We start from the raw sequence: 19,203 nt of genomic DNA on the forward strand, positions 1-19,203 counted from the left end.
ATACCGGCGCGTCACTCCGGAAGACCGGCCTTGCGAAAACCATCGACGAAATGCTCGAGCGTAGCGGCGTCGCGGAATGGCTCGGTCGTCGCCCAGTGATGGGTTGTGAAATGCGGGTTGCCGACGAGGAACAGTTCAGCCTCAGCGCGCGCCTCGTCGAGCCGGCCGAGTTGGGCCAGGCTGGCGGCCAGGAAACGGCGGGAGCTTGTGCGATAGGTCTCGTCACGGCGCAACGTCTCGATAGCGGCTTGGTAGTCGCGCGCCGCATATTGCGCCTGGCCGAGCGTCAGATAGTACCAGCTCGCCGGAAACGGGTTCAGCCGGAACGCCTTGCCGATGTGCTCGAGGCCTTCTTCGACCCGGCCGGCCAGGACCGCGATGTCGGACAATGCCGCCCAGGTGTCGGCCTCGTTCGGGTCGAGCTCGATCGCCTTGGCGAATTCCGCATCCGCTTCAGTGAAGCTGCGCTCATAGGCAAGCAGATAAGCCAGGATCCAGCGACAGCCGGCATCGTTGGGATCGATCGCCACGGCCTTGCGCGCCAGCTCCAAGGCTACGCTGCGGGCAGCTTCGGTTGGTCCGCCCCAATGCACCCGTCCCATCCAGTGGTTCATGGCAAGCCAGCGATAGGGCTCGGCGTAATCAGGATCGAGCGACACCGCGCGCGTCAGCATCAGATGCGCTTCCTGCGCCATCTGCGGCGAATCGTCGATCAGCTTGCGCGCCCGCACGCAGAGATCGTAAGCCTCGAGATTGCTGGGTCGGTTGCGCGGCGGCGGCGCGCGCAGACGGCCAAGCAACGCCTCCACAATCTTGGCCGTAACCTCGTCCTGAACGGCAAAGATATCGTCCAGGCCGCGATCGAAGCGTTCCGCCCACAGATGATCGCCGCTCATCGCGTCGACCAGCTGTGCGTTGATGCGCACGCGCCCCGCGGCGCGTCTTGCGCTGCCTTCCAGCAGGTAGCGCACGCCAAGATCCCCGGCGATCTCGCGCACGTCCATCGCTTTTCCCTTGTAGGCAAAGGTCGAGTTGCGGGCGATGACGAACAGGCCGGAGATCCTGGACAGGTCGGTGATGAGGTCTTCGGTCAATCCGTCCACGAAGGAATCCTGCTCGGGATCGTTGCTGAAATTGACGAAGGGCAGCACGGCTATCGATGGTTTGTCGGGCAGCGGCAAGGGTTTTCGCTTGGCCTCGCCGAGCTGTTCGACGGCCCCCGTGAAACGGTAGCCGACGCGCGGAACGGTGGATATCCATTCGCCGTTCTCGCCGACAGGACCAAGCAGCTTGCGCAACTGCGCGATCTGGACGGTGAGGTTGCCTTCCTCCACGGCCGTGCCCGGCCATGCAGCGTCCATCAACTCGGCCTTCCCCAAGATTTCACCGGGCCGCCCGACGAGTGCTGCAAGCAGGCTCAGCCCGCGATAGCCAACGGCAACGGGGACGTCGTTCCGAAGCAGCGTTCCCGCACCCGGATCAAGCACGAACGGACCAAAGGCAAAACGCGATCCCTGCATAGGCGCATCTATAGAGCAATTTCAGGAAAAGTGTGAAGCGGTTTTCTGTTCGGAATTGCGTCAAAACAAAGGGTTAGAGTAGTTTGCCGGTTCCGTGAGCCGGTGAACCGCTCTGGCTCGTTTGGAAGTTTTGAGAACTATTTGGGAGGGCTTAATTACGGCGCCGTCCGTATCGCGCAGAATTCAACCTCATCGAGAGCCCCAGACCCTCAAACCATATGGAGGTTGCCATGACCAATACACTTGCATCAGCCCAGCGTTGTGCAGCGCGACCGGGAACGCCCGTGCGGCCGGCATCGCGCCGGCTCCTGAAGACCCTGCGAAGCATCATAGCGAGTTGGCACGATCGGGCCTGGCGCGAACGGATACGCTTTCGCTGGCAACTCAGGCAGATGTCGAAGGACAATCCGCATCTGATCGACGATATCGGCCTGACGATACAGCAGGTCGAGGGAGAGATCGCCAAGCCCTTCTGGGAACGATAGAGCGAATGCCGCAATTGCGTCGGGCGTCAGCGCACCGCCTCGCGATGGGCGCCCAAACCGAGGTCGCTTTGGGCGATATGCATCAGAGGGCATCCATATGTACGCCATTGGTAATCTGAGTGCAGCCGGGCAGGCCGAATTGCTCGGCCCACAGACATAGTGAACCTGCTGCTGCGTTGAGCGCCGCGCCGCGTTCTGTCAGCGAATAGACTACCTTCGCTGGAACCACGGAAAAGACCTTGCGGTCGACAAGGCCGTCCGCCTCCAGTTCTCGCAATTGTTGCGCCAGCATCTTTTCACTGATGCCAGAGAGCGCCTGCTTCAATCGACCAAATCTGCGCGACGCCGTTCCGAGCTCGCAAAGGATATCTACTTTCCACTTTCCTTCGACCATCCTGACGGCCGCTGCAAAGCCATTGTCCGCGGAATTGTTCATCGCGCGTTCCTTACCTTCTGGTGACCACTTACGCCCGGGTGCGTATCGCGCGCCGCTCGTTTTGACATACCTCTCAAGACGATCACAGCAAAACGCGGTCTGACGCCGCCAATTGATATGGAGTGTGGAATGAAGCTTTCAATCACGGTTATTGGAACGGGCCGTATGGGCTCGGCGCTCGCCGGCAGCCTGCTTCAGTCCGGATACCCGACGACTGTCTGGAACAGAACCAGACAGAAGACCGATCCACTCGCCAGGCTGGGCGCAATCGTCGCGCCCTCCGTCGAGGAAGCCGTGAACGCAGGCGAGATCATCATTGTGAATGTCAGCGACTATGAGGCGACAAAAGCGCTTCTCCACAGTGACGCCATCGCCTCAGCCATTCGCGGCAAGCTGATCGTGGAGTTGACTTCCGGGACGCCAAATGGCGCACGGGAAGCGGCTGAATGGTATAGGGAGCACGGCGCAAACTACCTTGATGGCGCGATCATGGCGACGCCGGATTATATCGGCACGGAAGCCGGAACCATCCTGCTTGCCGGGCCAAGGGCGGCTTTCGACACGAACCGCGATGTGTTTCGCGCTTTGGGTGGCAATGTTCAGCACGTTGGCGAAGAACCAGGGCGTGCGAACGGGCTCGATAGCGCACTACTGGCTATCATGTGGGGCGCTCTGTTCGGGACGCTCCATGCGATCGCCGTGTCGCAGGCCGAAGAGATCGAACTCGGTGAACTGGCGCGGCAGTGGTCCGCGACGGCGCCGGTCATTGACGGCCTGGTGACCGACCTCATCAAGCGGACGAGCGCTGGCCGATTTGCCAGCGATAACGAAACGCTCTCGTCGATCTCGGCGCACCACGGCGCAATGCAGCATCTATTGGAGTTGATGCAGTTCCGCGAAATCGACCGTTCAATAGTCGATGGTTATGATGCGATATTCAAACGGGCCATAGCGGCGGGCCACTTGCACGATGATTTCGCCGCGCTCTCGAATTTTCTGGCGACAGGGAAGTAGCATGCCTTTGACGCATCTCATTGATAAGTATTGTGCATCGTGGTCCACCGAAAACGCCGAGAAGCGGCGGGTGTCGCTGTTATCGATCTTGAGCGATGGCGCGACGTATACCGATCCAACCGTTCACGCAGTTGGTGCTGAAGAACTTCTAGCCCACATTGCAGGAATTCAGAGCGAGTATCCGGGTGCATGCATTCTGCGGACCAGCAACGTGGATGTTCATCGCGGCGTCGCGCGCTTCGCGTGGAAGTTTGTGATGCCTGACGGTTCGTCTTTACCCGAGGGCCTGGACATCGCTTTTCTGGATGAGGAGCAGAAACGGATAACGCGCATCATTGGCTTCTTCGGTTTGTTGAAACCAGTTCGATCTCTGGCAGAGGGCGGCGTCAGCTAACCGGTCAAAAGCTGACATTCGAACATGTCAGCGCACCGCCTCGCGTTGGGCGCCGGGCAGGCGGGTGGCGATCAGCTTGTCGATGCGGCGGCCGTCGAGATCGACCACCTCGAAGCGCCAGCCCTGGGCGTCGACGCATTCGCCGGTCGCCGGCAGATGGTGCATGTGCGACAGCACATAACCGGCGACGGTTTCGTAATCGCGGTTTTCCGGCAGATCGATGCCGAGAATGTCGGCCATCTCGTCGGCCTGCATGTAGCCGGCGAGCAGCCACGAGCCGTCCTCGCGCTTGACCGCGTTTTCCTCATCGCCGGCGTCGGTGTCGGCGCGGAACACGCCGGTGATGGCTTCCAGAATGTCGGCCGGGGTGACGATGCCTTCGAAATGGCCGTATTCGTCATGCACCAGCGCCATCGGCACGTCGGATTCCTTCAGCTTCTGCAGCACATCCAGCGCGTCGGCCTGGTCGTAGACGATGGGGGCTGCGCGCACATGCCTGCGCGGGTCGAGCACGCGGCCGGCAAGCAGTGCGGCCAGCACGTCACGCGTCTGGACGACGCCGACCATGACGTCGACGCCGCCGTCGCCTGCCGGCAGGCGCGAATGCTGGGTTTCCATGAGCAGCTTGCGGATGGCCGCCTCGTCGGATTGCAGATTGATCCAGTCGACTTCGGTGCGCGGCGTCATCACCGCGCGCACGGCGCGGTCGCCAAGCCGCATGACGCCTGCGATCATGCGCCGCTCGTCGGATTCGATGGTGCCGTGATGCTCGGCCTCGGCGACCAGCATCTTGATCTCCTCATCGGTGACCTTCTCCTCGCTTTCGCCGCGCTGGCCGAGAAGCCACAATATGGTGCGGCCGGAGAAATCGAGCAGGAAGACCAGCGGCGCCGAGACGGTGGCGAGGATGGTCATTGCCGGAGCGACCCTGGCGGCGACCCGCTCGGGGTCACGCAACGCGATCTGCTTGGGCACCAGTTCGCCGACGATCAGCGAGAAATAGGTGATGATGGCGACGACGATGCCGACGCCGAGCGGATCGGCGACGGTCTCGCGGATGCCGGTCGAAGCCAGGAACTGCGCCAGCCGTTCGCCGAGCGTGGCGCCGGAAAAGGCGCCGGAGAGGACGCCGACCAGGGTGATGCCGATCTGCACCGAGGAGAGGAACTTGCCGGGATTCGAGCCAAGCTCGAGCGCGCGGCCGGCGCCATTGATGCCTCGGTCGATCATCGCTTTCAGGCGGGCCGGTCGCGACGAGACGATGGCAAGTTCGGACATCGACAGAAGGCCGTTCACACAGATGAGGACGACCACGATAGCGATTTCTACGTATAACATGAGCGGTCAATAGCATTGCGGCGCGGTCTTCGAAAATAGTCCGACGTGATTTTTGAGAAATGACCGGCATTTCGGTCACGCGGCATCCCAGGGCGGCGTCGAAAAATGTTCGACGAGGGCGTCGACGACAACCCGTACCTTTGGCGTGAGCGCGCGCGTTACCGGCCAGACGGCATGCACGACGATGTTCTCGACCAGGCAGTCCGACAGCACCATTTCGAGATCGCCGCTTTTGAGGCTGTCGGCGGCCAGCCATGTCGGCAGGAAGGCGATGCCGCAGCCGGCGAGCGCTGCATCCAGCATCGGTTCGCCATGGCCGAGAACGAGTCGCGCCTTGGGCATGAAGGTTGCGAGATGGCCGTCGGAATGCCTGATCACCCAGGGCCGGACGATGCCCTCGCGACCGTAGCCGATGACGCTGTGATCGGCGAGATCCGCGACCGATTGCGGCCGGCCATGCCTGTCGAGATAGTCGGGAGCCGCGCATATGGCCGAGCGCTGGGCGTAGAGGCGCCTGGCCGCAAGCGACAGGCTGTCGTCGAGTTCGCCCATGCGGATCGCCAGGTCGATGCCCTCCTCGATCAGGTCGACGCGGCGGTCATTGAAGGAGACTTCCACCGTCAGGTCCGGAAATTTCCTCGAAATCTCGAACAGCACGGGCGCGACGCAGCGTCGGCCGAAGGCCAGCGGCACGTCGATCCGAAGCCGGCCATACGGGACCTGACGGCGCGAGGCAAGCAGCGACTGTGCGGCTTCGATCTCGGCAAGGGCCCGGACGCAGGCTTCATAATAGCTGACGCCTTCGCTGGTCGGGCTGAGGCTGCGGGTGGTGCGGTTCAGCAAGCGAACGCCGAGTCTCTGCTCCAGCTGCGCGATCGATTTGCCGATCGCCGACTTCGTCACATGCAGCCGCTCGCCGGCGCTGGTGAAGCTGCCGGCCTCCACCGCCTGAACAAACGCGACGATGCCTTGCAGGTCGGCCGTTTCCATAGCGATTTCCTATTGTCGACTTTTAATCCGCAATCAGTGTCAAATTATACCGCACGGAAGCACTATTTTCTATAGTCGAAAGGCATAAATGTCTCGCCTGGCATCAACGCACGGAGCGCGACACGACATGAGCACCCCAATCAACAGATCTTGGCAGATGAGCGGTTTTGGCCTGTCGAGGCTAAGCCAGGTGGAAGGCAAGGTGCCCGAGCCAGGGCCGCACGATTTGCTGGTGCGGACCAAGGCCGTGTCGCTCAACTACAAGGACAAGATGATCGTAGACGGCGTGCTGATCCCCGACCTTGCCTTTCCCTTCGTGCCGACATCCGACGCGGTGGGTGAAGTGGTGGCCGTCGGCAGTGCGGTCAGCCGCTTTCAGGTCGGCCAGCGCGTGCTCGGCCAGGTGATCGCCGATTGGCCGGATGGCGACGCACCGCCGGTGCTGCATAAGCACACGCTGGGGTCGTCGCTGTCGGGCATGCTTTCCGACCATGTCATCTTCGGCGAGGACGCCGCGGTGCTGGCGCCGCCATCGCTCGGCGATATCGAGGCCGCGACATTGCCGATCGCGGCGCTGACGGCCTGGTTCGCCATGGCCGAAGCGACCAGACCGGTGCCGGGCCAGACCATTCTGATCCAGGGCACCGGCGGCGTGTCGCTGTTTGCGCTGCAGTTCGCCACCGCGTTCGGCCTGCGCGCCATCGTCACCTCAAGCAGCGATGAAAAGCTTGAGCGGGCGAGAAAGCTCGGCGCCTGGCAAGGGATCAACTACCGCACGCAACCGGCCTGGGATGAGGCCGTGCGTGAGCTGACGAATGGGCTGGGCGTCAACCACGTGCTGGAAATGGTCGGCGGCGACAATGCACGGCGATCGCTGAATGCGCTCGCCGCCGATGGTCGGCTGTCGATCATCGGCCTGTTGGGCGCGATGGAGCTCAGCTTCCCTATCATGCCCTTCATGCGCAACCGCATCACCGTGCAGGGCCTGTCGGTTGGCCATCGCCGCGCCTTCGAACGTATGAATCAGGCGATCGAGGCGCTGGCGATCAAGCCGGTCATCGACAAGCTCTTTGGCTTCGACGAGGTGCCGCAAGCCTTGCAGCATCTGGAGAAAGGGCCGTTCGGCAAGATCGTGATCACCACGAACTGACTTTTGCGATGGTCAGGGCAACTGCTTCAACACGCCGACAATTGCCTCGCCATCCGTGAAATAGGGATCGCCGCCGCCATTGCGTCCTGTACTGGTGGCGCCGACGCCCGATATATCGCTGGTCGAGATCAGCGTGCCGGCGGTGGCCAGGTCGCGCATCAGGAAATCGCGCTCGGCGTCGATGTCGGGGCCGATATGGTGGGTGACGGCGCCGGTGTCGTGGCTGAGGCCGACGCCGCGATCGAAGCTGGCCGAGCCCAGCCACAGCGGCCGGCCATCGTCGCCGCTTGCATCGGTCAGCCAGAAGCGGACATGATGCCGGCGGTCGGCGCTGAGGCCCTCCGGCTTTTCGAAGGCGAGATCCTGGGCGCGGCCATCGAACAGCAGCCTGCTGACCGGCGCATCGGGGTAGGGGTGGTCGAACAGCACGCTTTCACCGATCTCGATCGCGGTCTTCAGGGTCACGGCGTCGGCGGTGTCCCAGCCGGCGACGGCGAAGGCGTGCACTACTTCCTTTCGCGTACCGACAAGACCGACATTGATGGGATCGCCCGGAATGCCTTGTGGCGTGTGCGTCACCATCTCGAAGCTGTGCTTGCGAAAGCCGCGATCGTGAAACGTCCAGAATTCCGGTGCGGCAAAATAGGCGAGCGCCAGATAGGCGGCCAGCAAGGTCGCCACCCAGATTGCAACGCGTCGCCGAAAACTTCGCTGGCTCATGAACGCCGCCCGATCCGTGCGGTATCTGTTGCCTGCCGGACCCTGGAAATCAATGGCCAGCAGCGCGCCGCCGGTCTATCGTGGGCCATCGTTTCCTCGCGGGGGCAGCAATGGAGCGGAAGCTGGCAAGCCGCAAGCCAATGGCGTTGACCGCCGAGCTTGTCGCGCAAGTTGAGCGTGTCGAGCCTGATCCCGGGCCAGAGCCCGGAACCAGCGAGCACACCGATGTGGAGTTCGATGGCCTGGTCGAAAAGCTGCTTTTGCAGCATCGTCCCGAGACGCTTTGGGTCTTTGCCTACGGGTCGTTGATCTGGAACCCCGAATTCGCCTATGTCGAGCAGCGCCCGGCCACGGCGCCGGGATGGCACCGCTCGTTTTGCCTGAAACTGACCCGCTGGCGCGGAACCCGCGATTTGCCGGCCCTGATGCTGGCGCTCGATCGAGGCGGCAGTTGCAATGGCATTGCCTATCGGCTGCCCGCGGAAGATCATTTCGGGCAACTCGGCCAGTTGATGCGCCGCGAGATCGATGCCAACCCGCCAACCAACGTGCCATGCTGGATCAAGGTCAAGACCAGGGACGGGCCGCTGCGTGCCCTGGCTTTCGTCGCCGCGCCGGACGGCAGCGCCTATGCCGGCCGGTTGCCATTGGAGCAGGTTGCCGACACTCTGGCACGGGCTGCCGGTCATTGGGGCTCTTCGGCGCAGTATTTGTTCAGGACCGTGAGCAAGCTTGAAGAGAGCGGCATCCGCGACCGGAATCTCTGGCGCATCCAGGACTTGGTTGCACGGCAGATCGCCGCTTCAACCGGTGGCGCCGATTAGGCTGATCTCTCCCTAACGGCAGGCGCGATAACCGTTTTTGCGGTTCTTGATGTCGAAATGGAAATGGTTGCGGTGGTCGTAATTGTAGCCGGGGCCGAGTACGGTGGTGAAGTACTGGCAGCCGTCGGCGCGCACATTGTTGAGGAAGCCGCGGGTGCGGAAGGCGAACAGGCCGGGCTTGCGCACGTCGATGTCGTCGCCATTGTTGAGTTCGATGCTCATGACGTCGAGCGCATTTCCCTTGCCATGCTCGGACAGGACACCTTCGCCGGCAATCCTGCGGCAGGAATAGCTGGAGCCCTGGTGGATGGTCTTGACGCCGGAGAAATAGCGCCAGCGGGCGGAGGGGACGAGCTCGTTCTTCGTCCAGCCGGCAAAGGTGGCGGCCATGTCGCAGGTCAGGGTCGCGGCGGGTTTCATCTGGATGTTGCCGATGGCCGAAACCTTGACCGGATAATCGATGCCGCACTGGCCTTCATGGATCGGCGCCAGGTCGGTGTAGGCGACATCGAGACGCTTCAATTGCTGCCGGCAGTCGGTTTCGCTGGCCGGCATCTGCTCGACGGGCGACATCGGCTCGTCCATGCGCGGATAGGCGGCCTGCGTCATGTATGGATTGGAAGGGACAAGCTTCTGCATGCCGGCATATTGCGGCACGGCAGCCGTCTGCGCGCCGACGTCGACGGCCGGCTGCAGCGACAGCACACTGCCGGTGTTGCAGGCGGAAAGCGCCGCCAGCGCCAGGCCGGCGGTCAGCATTGCTGCATATTTTGCCTGGCGCGCGGTGGCGAAAAACACGGCCCGAAATTTGCCGGCCATTGGCGGAATCCCGTTGATGGATATCCGGCATTTTAACGATCAAGGGTAAAGGAAAACTCAGCGCCCGCGTTCATGCCTGCGGCCGAATTGCGGCACGCGGCCTGGATCAGCCATGCTCACTGGCAGAACGTGCCGCCATGCCGGCGCGGTTCGAGATCGAGATGGAAATGCAGGGAGTGATCAGGATCGGCGCCCGGACCGAGCACCGTCTTGAAGGGTCCACAGGCTGCCTTGCGCACGGCGTTGAGGAATTTGGCGTCCTTCTCCGGCGGCGCCGGGCCGACCTCGATCTTCTTGCCGTCCGACAGCGTGAAGCTGGCGATGTCGAGCGCGTTGCCAAAGGCGTGTTCCGACAGTTTTCGGGTGCCGTTGCGTGGCCGGCAGACAAAAGCCGATGCCTGGCCGATCGATTTCAGGTCCTCACCGAATTCGGCTTTCGCCGCCGGCTGGATGACATCGGCGGCAAAACGCGCCGTCGCCTCGGCCATCTTGCAATTGAGCTCGGTGCCGGGGCCGATGGCGACGGACTTTCCAAGGGTCTTCAGCACGATGGGGTAGGGGATCGAACAGCCGATTTCGGGCTGGCTTTCCGCCTTGTGTTCTTCGAATTCGACGCCGAGCGTCTTCAGCCGTTCGCGGCATGCGACTTCCTCGGCTGGCATTTTTTCATCGGGCAGATCGGCCGAGCGCGGATCGGGCAGCATCTTCTTGTCATCTGCATCGGGCGGCTTGTGCGGTGGCTGCGGGGCAACTGTTGGCGGCTGAGCCTCGGGCTCCGCGATGTCGGGTTTTGGTGTCGGCGTTGGCGCGACCGCGGGCGGCTCCGGTTCGCTTTCGGTATCGGTTGAGGGTTCGGGAACTGACGACTCGGGGAGTGCCTGCTTTTCCTGGCGGGATTTTTCTTCGTTGGAACCTTCGGGCGCGCCGGTGGTCTTCGGAGCTTCCGTCTTCTGCTCCTGCGGCTTTGCAGTGTCAGCCTTCCGAGCGTCCGCCGGGCGCGGTTCCGGCACCGGAATGCCGGGCGCTGGTGCCGGAACAGATGGTCCAGGCACCGGAGCATCGGCAGGCAAGGGCAGCGGAGACTGCGTTTTCTGCTGTGTCTGCTTCGGCGTAACCGACCGATGTCTTCGTGGTTTCAGGCGCTTTCCGCCTCGCGGTTTAAGAGGCTGTTCGGCTCGTGGAGTCAACGGCTGCTCTATCCTCGGCGTCAACGGCTGGTGATGCCGATGGCGATGTCTCGCCTCGGCCGGCATTATCAGCAAGGCCGTGACGGCCATGACGAACAAGATCCTGAACGTTCGGGAAAAGATAAGCGGCCCCATCGCCGTCAACGGCGCCGACGCAAGGTGGTTGCCTCGGCCGCATCACGAACGGTAACCGCTCCGTTACGCACCTATCGCTTCCAACCCTTCCTCCAGCCAGTCGGCGAGCAGTGGCATGCCAAGCAGGTATTTTGCGGTGCGCTTGTTGGCGCGTTCGCGCGCGGCCGCCAGTGCGTCCGCCCATTCGGTGGCGTCGTAGTCGCCGCGACCGACCCAGGCCAGCGCGATCAGTTCGGCTGCTTCATCGACATTGAGGTCGTTGATCAGCTCACGCAGCTCTTCCTCGGTCAGATTCTCGGAGCTTTCCTCGGCAAGGCCGTCATGGTGATGGTTGACATGGGACTCGCCGTCGAGCTCGACCTCATGCTCGGCGCCATCGGCATAGTCTTCATTGACGGCCGCACTCAGCGCCTTGGCCTTGAGGATGAACAGGCGCACAGTGTCGGGGCCGATCGAAAGCTCCCAGTCCTTTTCAAGCCGCCGCTGCAAGGGCCGTCTCCCTCAGGTCGTTTGCCGGATGATAGCGGATTTGCGGCATCCGTCACCTGATGTTCTCCGCACGCGATTTTCCGGGATGAAACGCAAGCCGACCGGCGTTAGTGTTGCATTCTCACCCTCCAGGAGGCTTCGATGCATAAAAGAGTGCTGATCCAGGTGGCGACTGCCCTTGTCGCGCTGCAGTTCCTTGCCGTTCCAGTGTTCGCCGCCGGCGGTGAGAGTGGCGGCAGCGATCAGACGGTCACCCAATGCAAGAAGGGCGAAGTCTGGGACAAGAAGAAGAAAAAGTGCGTCGCACCCCAGGAGGGCATGCTCGACGACGACAGCATCTATGATGCTGGCCACGCGTTGGCGATGGCCGGGCGCTATGACGAGGCGATCGCCGTGCTCAGCCTTGCCGCCAACAAGCAGGATCCGCGCATCCTCAACTATCTCGGCTATTCGCACCGCCATTCCGGCCGCGTCACCGTCGGCCTCGGCTATTACGAGGAAGCGCTGCGCATCGATCCGAACTACACGCTGGTGCGCGAATATCTCGGCGAAGCGCATCTGCAGATCGGCGATCTGGCCGGCGCCCAGCAGCAGTTGATGGAAATCGAGAAGCGGACCGGCAAGGGTTCGCGCGAATATGGCATGCTGGCCGAGCAGATCGACCATTTCATGAGAAGCTGAAAAGATCCCAGGGCTCCTTCCAAGCGGCCGCGAGCGATCGCGGCCGCTTTTTGTTGCCCCCAGCCTCATTCACCGCCCTGGCTGATGAAAACGGGGATGATTTTAGCAAAACCGATTTTTGGGCGTGAAAAACCCGCTGACATTGCTATATTCAGGGAAATTGCGGTGAAACGGTTCCGTTAGCCCGAGGCTGCCGGACCCGTTTTCTTTTTGTACCCATCGACAAGGCTTTCCCCGAAACGCGGGGGTGGCAGCAGGAAAGGTCAGGCATCATGAACAAGGTCCCGATGACAGGCGAGGGGTTCGCGTCATTGAAGGAAGAACTGCGCTGGCGCCAGCAGGAAGAGCGGCCGCGCATCATCGAGGCGATCTCCGAAGCGCGCTCGCATGGCGACCTGTCCGAAAATGCCGAATATCATGCCGCCAAGGAGGCGCAGAGCCTTAACGAGGGCCGCGTCAACGAGCTTGAAGATTATATCGCGCGGGCCGAAGTGATCGACGTCAGCAAGCTCAGCGGCGACAAGATCAAGTTCGGCGCCACCGTGGTGCTGGTCGACGAGGACACCGAGGAAAAGAAGACTTACCGGATCGTCGGCGACCAGGAGGCGGACGTGAAGTCCGGCCGCATCTCGATCTCCTCGCCGATCGCGCGTGCGCTCATCGGCAAGGAAGTCGGCGACGCCATCGAAGTCAATGCGCCTGGCGGTGCCAGGGGATATGAGATCGTCCAGGTGCAGTTCATCTAGGGGATTTGAGGGGGGCGCGGCTGCGATTTTTAAGCTGAGGTTTGCGCCGCCCCTCATCGCCCTGCCGGGCATTTCTCCCCGTATAGTGACGGGGAGAAAGATGCTCTCATCGACGATTTCGCCGATTTTCAACGTAGCAGAATAGACGCTGGCCTTGCGTTCAGCTCTCTTCTCCCCGTCGTTATACGGGGAGAAGGTGCCGGCAGGCGGATGAGGGGCAGCGCCAGCCTTTCCGATTGACTTCAATTCTTGCCAGCGTTGGCCTTGCCAAGGACCTGGAGTCCCGCCAGCCTTTCTGCCTCCGCCACCACCCCCGCCGGCATCACACGCTTCCCGGGCACTGCCAAAAGCGTCGACGCATATTGCCCGCGCGGACCCGTCAACCCGGGCTCGGTCGCCAGGAACACCGCAACCGTTGGCAGGCCGAAGGCGCTGGCGAGATGGGTCAGCCCGGTGTCGGCGCCGATGACCAGTTCCGAGCGGCCGATGAACGCAGCGATGTCGGCCAGCGGTGACTTTGGCACCACAACTGTCGATGGCACTGCCTTGGCAATGGCTTCGGCCACGGCCTTCTCGCGCTCGTTCGCCCAGGTCGTGACCGGCGTTATCCCCCGCTCGATCAGGAGGCGCGCGGTTTCAATCCAGTCTTCGGCCGGCCATTTCTTGTCTTCGCGGCTGGTGCCGTGCAGCAGGAAGGCGGTTTTTCCGGCGATGCCCGCCAGAGTGCCGACGGGCGGCACGATGCCGGAGTCCAGGGTCGAAAGATCGGGCTGATAGCCGAGCGCCAGCCCGAACAGCCGCCGTGTCCGTTCGATGGCGTGCAGGTCGCGCGGTACGGGATAAGTGGCATCGTAGAACAGCGTCGCAGAAGGTTCGCGCGCGCTCGAACGGTCGAAGCCGGCAATGGGGGCGCCGGCCTGCCTTGCCACCAGAGCCGATTTCAGGAGGCCTTGCGCATCGATGACGAGGTCGTAACGGCAATCGCGCAAGGTGCGGCGCAGGGCGGCCGCCTCGCGCCAGGTGCCGCTATCGAGCAGCGCCTTGCGCCAGCGCCGGATCGCCACCGTGTGGATCCGATCGATCGCCGGGTGAAGCGCGGCGATACCGGCAAATGCCTCTTCGACGCACCAGTCGAAGGACAGGTCCGGGCGGTGGCAACGGGCATCCTCGACGGCCGGAAAGGTGTGAATGACATCGCCCATCGACGACGTCTTGACGATCAGCACCTTCATGCCGCTGCCGGGATGTCCAGCAGCCGGTCCGCCGCTGCCGCGACTTGGCCGACTTCCAGCGTCTTCAGGCAGTTGAGGTGGCCGAGCGGGCAGACCTTCTGGTGGCAGGGCGAGCACGACAGGCCAAGCCAGACCAACTCGCGGCGTTCCCCCAGCGGCGGCGTGTTCTCAGGCGAGGTCGAGCCGTAGACGGCGACGATCGGCGTGCCGACGGCGGCCGCGACATGCATCAGCCCGCTGTCGTTGGACACGGCCAGCCTTGCGGCTGATATCAGATCGATGGCGTCCTCCAGCCGCGTCTGTCCGGCGAGATCTACGACGCCGGGGGCCAGGGCCGCGATCTCCGCCGTCACGTCGCGGTCGTTCTTCGAGCCGAACAGTGCGACCTTCAAGCCTTTGCCCATGAAATCGTGGGCAAGCCCGGCATAGCTTTCGCTGGGCCAGCGCTTGGCCGGGCCGAATTCGGCGCCGGGCATCAGGGCCACGAATTTCTGCGGCGCCAAGCCGAAACGGCCGAGCAGGTCGACCTGGTTTTTCGTGTCCACGCTGAGCCGTGGCGCCCGGAAAGTGCCGCCCTGGGCAAGGCCGAAATAGGCCTGCGCGGTGCGTCGTTTCACGTCATCGGGCAGCGGCACGATGTCGGTCAACAGGCCATAGCGCATCTCGCGCAAATTGCCGACACGGCGCGGAATACGGGCAAAGAACGGGATCAGCGCCGACTTCCAGCTGCCCGGCAGGATATAGGCCATGTCGTAGCGGCCGCGCAGCAGGCGGCCGAAGCGGCGGCGATGGGTGAATTCGAGCGCGCCGGGTTTGAGCGGAAAGTCGATCTGCTGGCGGATTTCGGGCATGCGCTTGACCAGGGGTGCTGCCCAGGCCGGCGCCAGCACATCGATGGCGACGTTGGGATGCAATTCCTTCAGCGCCGAAAACAGGCACTGCGCCATCACCATGTCGCCCACCCAGCGTGGGCCGATCACGAGGATCGTTGGGCTTTCAGCCATTCGACATAGTCTCTGACACCGGTTTCCACTGTCCGGAATTGGCCGTTATAACCGGCCGCGCGCAAACGGGACATATCAGCTTGCGTAAAGCTCTGGTAGCTGCCCTTGAGATGGTCGGGAAAGGGGATGAATTCAATCTCGCCTTTCCCCAACGTGTCTATCACCGTTTCGGCTATGGCGCGGAAGGGCTGGGCACGGCCGGTGCCGCAATTGAAGATGCCGCTTGAGCCCCGTTTCCACAGCCACAGATTGACGTCGGCGACATCGCCGACATGGATGAAGTCACGGCTCTGTTCGCCGGGTCCGAACCCGTCATAGGCGCCGAACAGTTTCGGGTTCTGGCCTTGTTCGACCTGGTTGAACAGATGGAAGGCGACGGAGGCCATGGCGCCCTTGTGCGCCTCGCGCGGGCCATAGACGTTGAAGTAGCGCAAGCCTACGACCTGTGAATGGTCGGTATCGAAGGCGGTGCGCCCGGCGAACACGGTTCGCCTGATGTAGTCGTCGAACAGCTTCTTGGAATAGGCGTACACGTTGAGCGGCCGCTCGAGCGCGGGATCCTCGCGAAACTCCGAGCCGCTGCCATAGACGGAAGCCGAGGAGGCATAAAGGAAAGGCACGCGCAACGCCTGGCTTGCATGCAGCAGCCGTTTCGAGAAGGCGTAATTCACCTCCATCATGAACTTGCCGTTCCATTCGGTGGTGGTCGAGCAGGCGCCCTGGTGGAACACCGCCTCGATGCGGCCGAGCGAGCCGGCCTCCATGCGGGCCAGGAAATCGTTCTTGTCGAGATAGTCGGCGATCTTGAGATCGGCAAGATTGGCGATCTTGTGACCGTCGGTAAGGTCGTCGACGACGAGGATGTCGTCATGCCCCTCGGCATTCAGCGCGGCGACGATGTTGGAGCCGATCATGCCGGCGCCGCCCGTGACGATGATCATGAAGGGCCTCTGGTTGCTTGCGATTCCGGTCCTTATAGGGGAGGCTAGGCGGGCTGTCGACAAAGCCAGGTGCATGCGCCTGTCCCTGCCACTTTTATGCGCTTGTCTGTTTTGTCTGTTTTATCTATTATGGACAAAACAGGGTATCCCATGAAAAACTATCCATCGACCGATCTGAAACAGAATCTTGGAGATGTGCTTGCAGCTGCCAGCCAGCAGCCGGTCTCCATCACTCGCCACAACAAGCCGAGATACGTCCTGATGAGCATCGAGGCCTACGAAGCGCGCTTCGGCAACGACAGCCGCCGCGTCTACGCTGCGGAGGATGCCCCGACCGAACATGTCGAGATGCTCGAGGAGTACGCCGCGGAATTGGACCGTGATTAAACCCGCCGCTGCGGACGTCTGGCGATATCCATATCTTTGGCATCGCCAACACGGAGACGGCGAGACCGAAGGCCGGAAGTCACGGCCTGTGGCCTTTGTGGCTGTCCTTCCTGGGAAAGCCGGCGGTACGACCTCTTCATCCCTGCAATCACTTCCACGCAGCCGGGCCGTGATCGCGTTGCCGTCAGCATCCCGGAAATTGAACGCCACCGTGCGGGCCTCGACCCTATGCCCCTTTGGGTCATGGTCGATGAGTACAATCATGATATCCTGGAAGCGTCGGCCTATTTCGAGCCGGGTGCGCGAATCGGCGCGTTCAGCCCGTCATTTCACAAGAAATTATGTTCGCTTTTACTGCGGTTGTCCGCACGGGTCAGTCCAAAGCCATCCCGCGCGCGGACTGAATCGACAGAACAGAGCACGATCGTGAGGGACCAAAAATGCCATCGACCGAACTGCTCATCGCGTTTTTCGCCACCACGGCGATTTTCGCCTACATTCCAGGCCCGGCCATGCTCTATGCGGCCGCGCAGACGATGGCGCGCGGCCGCTGGTCCGGCCTGACGGCGGCACTTGGCATTCATCTGGGCGGCTACGTGCATGTTTTCGCAGCGGCTGCCGGGCTGTCGGTGCTGTTTCATGCCGTGCCGACGCTCTACCTGGCGGTCAAGCTGGTCGGCGCGCTCTATCTGATCTGGCTTGGCGTCTCGCTGTTTCGCAAGCGCGTGGAGGGCGATGCGGCGCTGCCCGCGATCGAGCGCAAATCGGCGCGGCGCGCCTTTTTCGAGAGCATCACCGTCGAGGTGCTCAATCCGAAGACAGCGATCTTCTTCATGGCGTTCCTGCCGCAATTCATCGACGCCTCGGCGGCGTTTCCGGTCTGGCTGCAGTTCGTCGTGCTCGGCACGATCGTCAATCTGATGTTCTCCTCGGCCGATATCGTCTGCGTGTTCCTGGCGGGCGCCGTGATCGGCCGTTTGCGGCGTTCGAGCCGCGCACAGCGGCTGATGCAGCGGGCCGGCGGCACGGTGCTGGTCGGGCTGGGCGTCCATGTCGCCCTGCAGAAGAGCTGACCGCCCGAGCCTGCCGGGATCATGCCCTGCCGTTGCGCTGCGTGAATTTGCGGTATATCGGCAGGCATGAACGATCCGGCCCGTAAATTGACAATTTTCAGCACGATTGAGATTTGCCTTACCCTCGCGTTGCCGGTGACATGATCAAGCACAATCCGCCTTCTCCCGAACCGTTGCACCGCGCCATTGCGCGGTTTGGCCAGGCCACCGTGCTGGTGGTCGGCGACTTTATCCTCGATCGTTTCGTCAACGGCGTCATCGAGCGGATTTCGCCGGAGGCGCCGATCCCGGTGCTGCACGGGCGCGGCGAAACCTCGACCATGGGCGGCGCCGGCAACGTCGTGGCCAACATCGTTTCGCTCGGCGCTGCCGCTGTCCCCGTTTCCGTAATCGGCGCCGATCTGGCGGGCGACAGTCTGGTGCGGATGCTGCGGGAGCTTGGCGCCGATACGGCGGGCCTCGCGCAGGAGCGTGGTCGCATGACCTCGTCCAAAAGCCGCTTCAGCGCGCTCAACCAGCAGGTGCTGCGTTTCGACGAAGAGGAGATCAAGCCGCTCGGCGCCGCGGAGCGAGCCGGCCTGATCCGGCATTTCCGAGCCGCGCTGGCGCACGCCGACATCGTCATCCTGTCCGATTACGGCAAGGGCGTCCTGCTCGACGGCGTCGCCGGCGACTTGATCGCCATCTGCCGCGAGGCTGGAAAGCCGGTGCTGGTCGACCCGAAAGGCCGCGATTACGCGCGCTATGCCGGGGCGACCGCCATCACCCCCAACCGCAAGGAACTCGGCGAGGCCGCCGGCCATGCGGTGTTCGCCGATGACGAGATCGTGGGTGCCGCACGCGAGCTGATTTCGGCACATGGTTTCGATTTCGTGGTCGCGACGCGCAGCGAAAAGGGCATGAGCGTGGTCGGCCCCGACGAGGCGCGCCACATCGCCACCCAGGCGCGCGAAGTGTTCGACGTTTCGGGCGCCGGCGACACGGTGATCGCGAGCTTCGCGCTGGCGCTGGCCGTGGGCGCCGATACGGTCATGGCCGCTTCGATCGCTAATGCCGCTGGTGGCGTCGTGGTGGGAAAACGCGGCACCGCGCGGCTGACGGTCGAGGAACTCACCGGCGCGCTGTTCCGTTCGCATGGGCCGACGGCCCACAAGGACGCCATCCTCGACGCCACGTCGGCCGCGCGCATGGTGGCGGCGTGGAAGGAAGAGGGCCTGAGCGTCGGCTTCACCAATGGCTGCTTCGACATCCTGCATGCCGGCCATGTCAGCTTGCTGCACGCGGCGCGCAGCCAATGCGACCGGCTGGTGCTCGGCCTCAACAGCGATGCTTCGGTGCGGCGACTGAAGGGCGCCGGGCGCCCGGTCAACGACCAGCACGACCGCGCCTGCGTGCTGGCAGCACTTGCCTCGGTCGACGCGGTCGTGGTGTTCGAGGAAGATACGCCGCTGGCGCTGATCGAAGCGCTGCTGCCCGACATACTGGTCAAGGGCGCCGATTACACCGTCGACACCGTGGTCGGCGCCGATGCCGTGCAGAAAGCCGGCGGCCGCGTTGTGCTGGTCGATCTCGTCGCCGGCAAAAGCACCACCAACACCATTGGCAAATTGCGCGCCGGCGGCACCACAAACTGAGGGT

Annotated in this window: 21 protein-coding genes; 10 read left to right on the forward strand and 11 right to left on the reverse strand. The window is 62.9% G+C overall.

Translation table 11 applies throughout. The features are described 5' to 3' along the window. Window positions 1-11: 11 nt before the first annotated feature. On the reverse strand, window positions 12-1,520 hold the full coding sequence (locus EOB80_RS04815) for a winged helix-turn-helix domain-containing tetratricopeptide repeat protein (protein WP_127326829.1): 1,509 nt from the start codon (window positions 1,518-1,520) through the stop codon (window positions 12-14). A gap of 230 nt (window positions 1,521-1,750) precedes the next feature. Between EOB80_RS04815 and EOB80_RS04820 the strand changes: the two genes are divergently transcribed. Continuing rightward, the gene (locus tag EOB80_RS04820; protein ID WP_127326830.1) at window positions 1,751-2,005 is read left to right on the forward strand and encodes a DUF1127 domain-containing protein; all 255 of its coding nucleotides are present in this window, start codon (window positions 1,751-1,753) and stop codon (window positions 2,003-2,005) included. Window positions 2,006-2,087: 82 nt separating this feature from the next. Here EOB80_RS04820 and EOB80_RS04825 read toward each other — a convergent pair whose 3' ends face one another. After that, entirely contained in the window at window positions 2,088-2,441 is a 354-nt protein-coding gene (locus tag EOB80_RS04825) for a winged helix-turn-helix transcriptional regulator (protein ID WP_127270482.1), read from the reverse strand. A gap of 129 nt (window positions 2,442-2,570) precedes the next feature. Between EOB80_RS04825 and EOB80_RS04830 the strand changes: the two genes are divergently transcribed. Further along, window positions 2,571-3,455: an NAD(P)-binding domain-containing protein gene (locus EOB80_RS04830; protein ID WP_127326831.1), complete on the forward strand. Its 885-nt coding sequence runs from the start codon at window positions 2,571-2,573 to the stop codon at window positions 3,453-3,455. A 1-nt stretch (window position 3,456) separates the two neighbouring features. Continuing rightward, on the forward strand, window positions 3,457-3,849 hold the full coding sequence (locus EOB80_RS04835) for a nuclear transport factor 2 family protein (protein ID WP_127326832.1): 393 nt from the start codon (window positions 3,457-3,459) through the stop codon (window positions 3,847-3,849). A gap of 27 nt (window positions 3,850-3,876) precedes the next feature. Here the strand turns inward: EOB80_RS04835 and EOB80_RS04840 are convergent, their stop codons facing one another. Continuing rightward, window positions 3,877-5,187, reverse strand: coding sequence for a hemolysin family protein (locus EOB80_RS04840; protein WP_127272177.1), 1,311 nt, complete (start codon window positions 5,185-5,187; stop codon window positions 3,877-3,879). A 75-nt stretch (window positions 5,188-5,262) separates the two neighbouring features. Then, complete coding sequence (locus EOB80_RS04845; RefSeq protein ID WP_127326833.1) at window positions 5,263-6,177, reverse strand: LysR family transcriptional regulator; 915 nt, start codon at window positions 6,175-6,177, stop codon at window positions 5,263-5,265. A gap of 127 nt (window positions 6,178-6,304) precedes the next feature. Between EOB80_RS04845 and EOB80_RS04850 the strand changes: the two genes are divergently transcribed. Next, complete coding sequence (locus EOB80_RS04850; protein WP_127326834.1) at window positions 6,305-7,327, forward strand: NAD(P)-dependent alcohol dehydrogenase; 1,023 nt, start codon at window positions 6,305-6,307, stop codon at window positions 7,325-7,327. A gap of 12 nt (window positions 7,328-7,339) precedes the next feature. On the opposite strand, the gene EOB80_RS04855 is transcribed toward EOB80_RS04850, so the two are convergent. Beyond that, the gene (locus EOB80_RS04855; RefSeq protein ID WP_127326835.1) at window positions 7,340-8,047 is read right to left on the reverse strand and encodes an LssY C-terminal domain-containing protein; all 708 of its coding nucleotides are present in this window, start codon (window positions 8,045-8,047) and stop codon (window positions 7,340-7,342) included. Window positions 8,048-8,157: 110 nt separating this feature from the next. On the opposite strand from EOB80_RS04855, the gene EOB80_RS04860 reads away from it, so the two are divergent. Continuing rightward, window positions 8,158-8,871, forward strand: coding sequence for a gamma-glutamylcyclotransferase (locus EOB80_RS04860; protein ID WP_127326836.1), 714 nt, complete (start codon window positions 8,158-8,160; stop codon window positions 8,869-8,871). A 12-nt stretch (window positions 8,872-8,883) separates the two neighbouring features. Here the strand turns inward: EOB80_RS04860 and EOB80_RS04865 are convergent, their stop codons facing one another. From EOB80_RS04865 to EOB80_RS04875, 3 genes are all read right to left on the reverse strand, one after another. Continuing rightward, window positions 8,884-9,690, reverse strand: coding sequence for an extensin family protein (locus EOB80_RS04865; RefSeq protein WP_127326837.1), 807 nt, complete (start codon window positions 9,688-9,690; stop codon window positions 8,884-8,886). A gap of 116 nt (window positions 9,691-9,806) precedes the next feature. Next, window positions 9,807-10,889, reverse strand: a complete 1,083-nt coding sequence (locus EOB80_RS04870) for an extensin family protein (protein WP_164762519.1) — start codon at window positions 10,887-10,889, stop codon at window positions 9,807-9,809. Between the two features lie 186 nt (window positions 10,890-11,075). Further along, window positions 11,076-11,501: a DUF3775 domain-containing protein gene (locus EOB80_RS04875; protein WP_013530064.1), complete on the reverse strand. Its 426-nt coding sequence runs from the start codon at window positions 11,499-11,501 to the stop codon at window positions 11,076-11,078. 141 nt (window positions 11,502-11,642) lie between these two features. On the opposite strand from EOB80_RS04875, the gene EOB80_RS04880 reads away from it, so the two are divergent. Both EOB80_RS04880 and greA read left to right on the forward strand, forming a co-directional pair. Then, on the forward strand, window positions 11,643-12,182 hold the full coding sequence (locus EOB80_RS04880) for a tetratricopeptide repeat protein (protein ID WP_127326839.1): 540 nt from the start codon (window positions 11,643-11,645) through the stop codon (window positions 12,180-12,182). A gap of 272 nt (window positions 12,183-12,454) precedes the next feature. Further along, a complete protein-coding gene (greA, locus tag EOB80_RS04885; protein ID WP_013530066.1) occupies window positions 12,455-12,928 on the forward strand; it encodes a transcription elongation factor GreA in 474 nt (157 codons plus the stop codon). Window positions 12,929-13,170: 242 nt separating this feature from the next. Here the strand turns inward: greA and waaC are convergent, their stop codons facing one another. From waaC to rfaD, 3 genes are read right to left on the reverse strand one after another with little or no spacing between them, the layout of a single operon-like run. After that, window positions 13,171-14,160 carry a lipopolysaccharide heptosyltransferase I gene (gene waaC, locus EOB80_RS04895; RefSeq protein ID WP_127326840.1) on the reverse strand — a complete coding sequence of 330 codons (990 nt, stop codon included), beginning with the start codon at window positions 14,158-14,160 and terminating at the stop codon, window positions 13,171-13,173. Next, window positions 14,157-15,164, reverse strand: coding sequence for a lipopolysaccharide heptosyltransferase II (gene waaF / locus EOB80_RS04900; RefSeq protein ID WP_127318556.1), 1,008 nt, complete (start codon window positions 15,162-15,164; stop codon window positions 14,157-14,159). Before waaF ends, waaC begins: the two co-directional genes overlap by 4 nt. Then, complete coding sequence (gene rfaD / locus EOB80_RS04905; RefSeq protein WP_127326841.1) at window positions 15,137-16,105, reverse strand: ADP-glyceromanno-heptose 6-epimerase; 969 nt, start codon at window positions 16,103-16,105, stop codon at window positions 15,137-15,139. Before rfaD ends, waaF begins: the two co-directional genes overlap by 28 nt. 150 nt (window positions 16,106-16,255) lie before the next feature. On the opposite strand from rfaD, the gene EOB80_RS04910 reads away from it, so the two are divergent. The 3 genes from EOB80_RS04910 (at window position 16,256) to rfaE1 (ending at window position 19,199) form a co-directional block, all read left to right on the forward strand. Next, window positions 16,256-16,492 (forward strand): type II toxin-antitoxin system Phd/YefM family antitoxin, encoded by a 237-nt coding sequence (locus EOB80_RS04910; RefSeq protein WP_023809741.1) that lies wholly within the window; start codon window positions 16,256-16,258, stop codon window positions 16,490-16,492. A 440-nt stretch (window positions 16,493-16,932) separates the two neighbouring features. Beyond that, window positions 16,933-17,565, forward strand: a complete 633-nt coding sequence (locus EOB80_RS04920) for a LysE family translocator (protein WP_127326842.1) — start codon at window positions 16,933-16,935, stop codon at window positions 17,563-17,565. 140 nt (window positions 17,566-17,705) lie between these two features. Next, a complete protein-coding gene (gene rfaE1 / locus EOB80_RS04925) occupies window positions 17,706-19,199 on the forward strand; it encodes a D-glycero-beta-D-manno-heptose-7-phosphate kinase (RefSeq protein ID WP_127318552.1) in 1,494 nt (497 codons plus the stop codon). The last annotated feature ends 4 nt before the right edge of the window (window positions 19,200-19,203 follow it).

It is taken from the genome of Mesorhizobium sp. M7A.F.Ca.MR.245.00.0.0, from assembly GCF_003997415.1.
Lineage (GTDB): Bacteria > Pseudomonadota > Alphaproteobacteria > Rhizobiales > Rhizobiaceae > Mesorhizobium.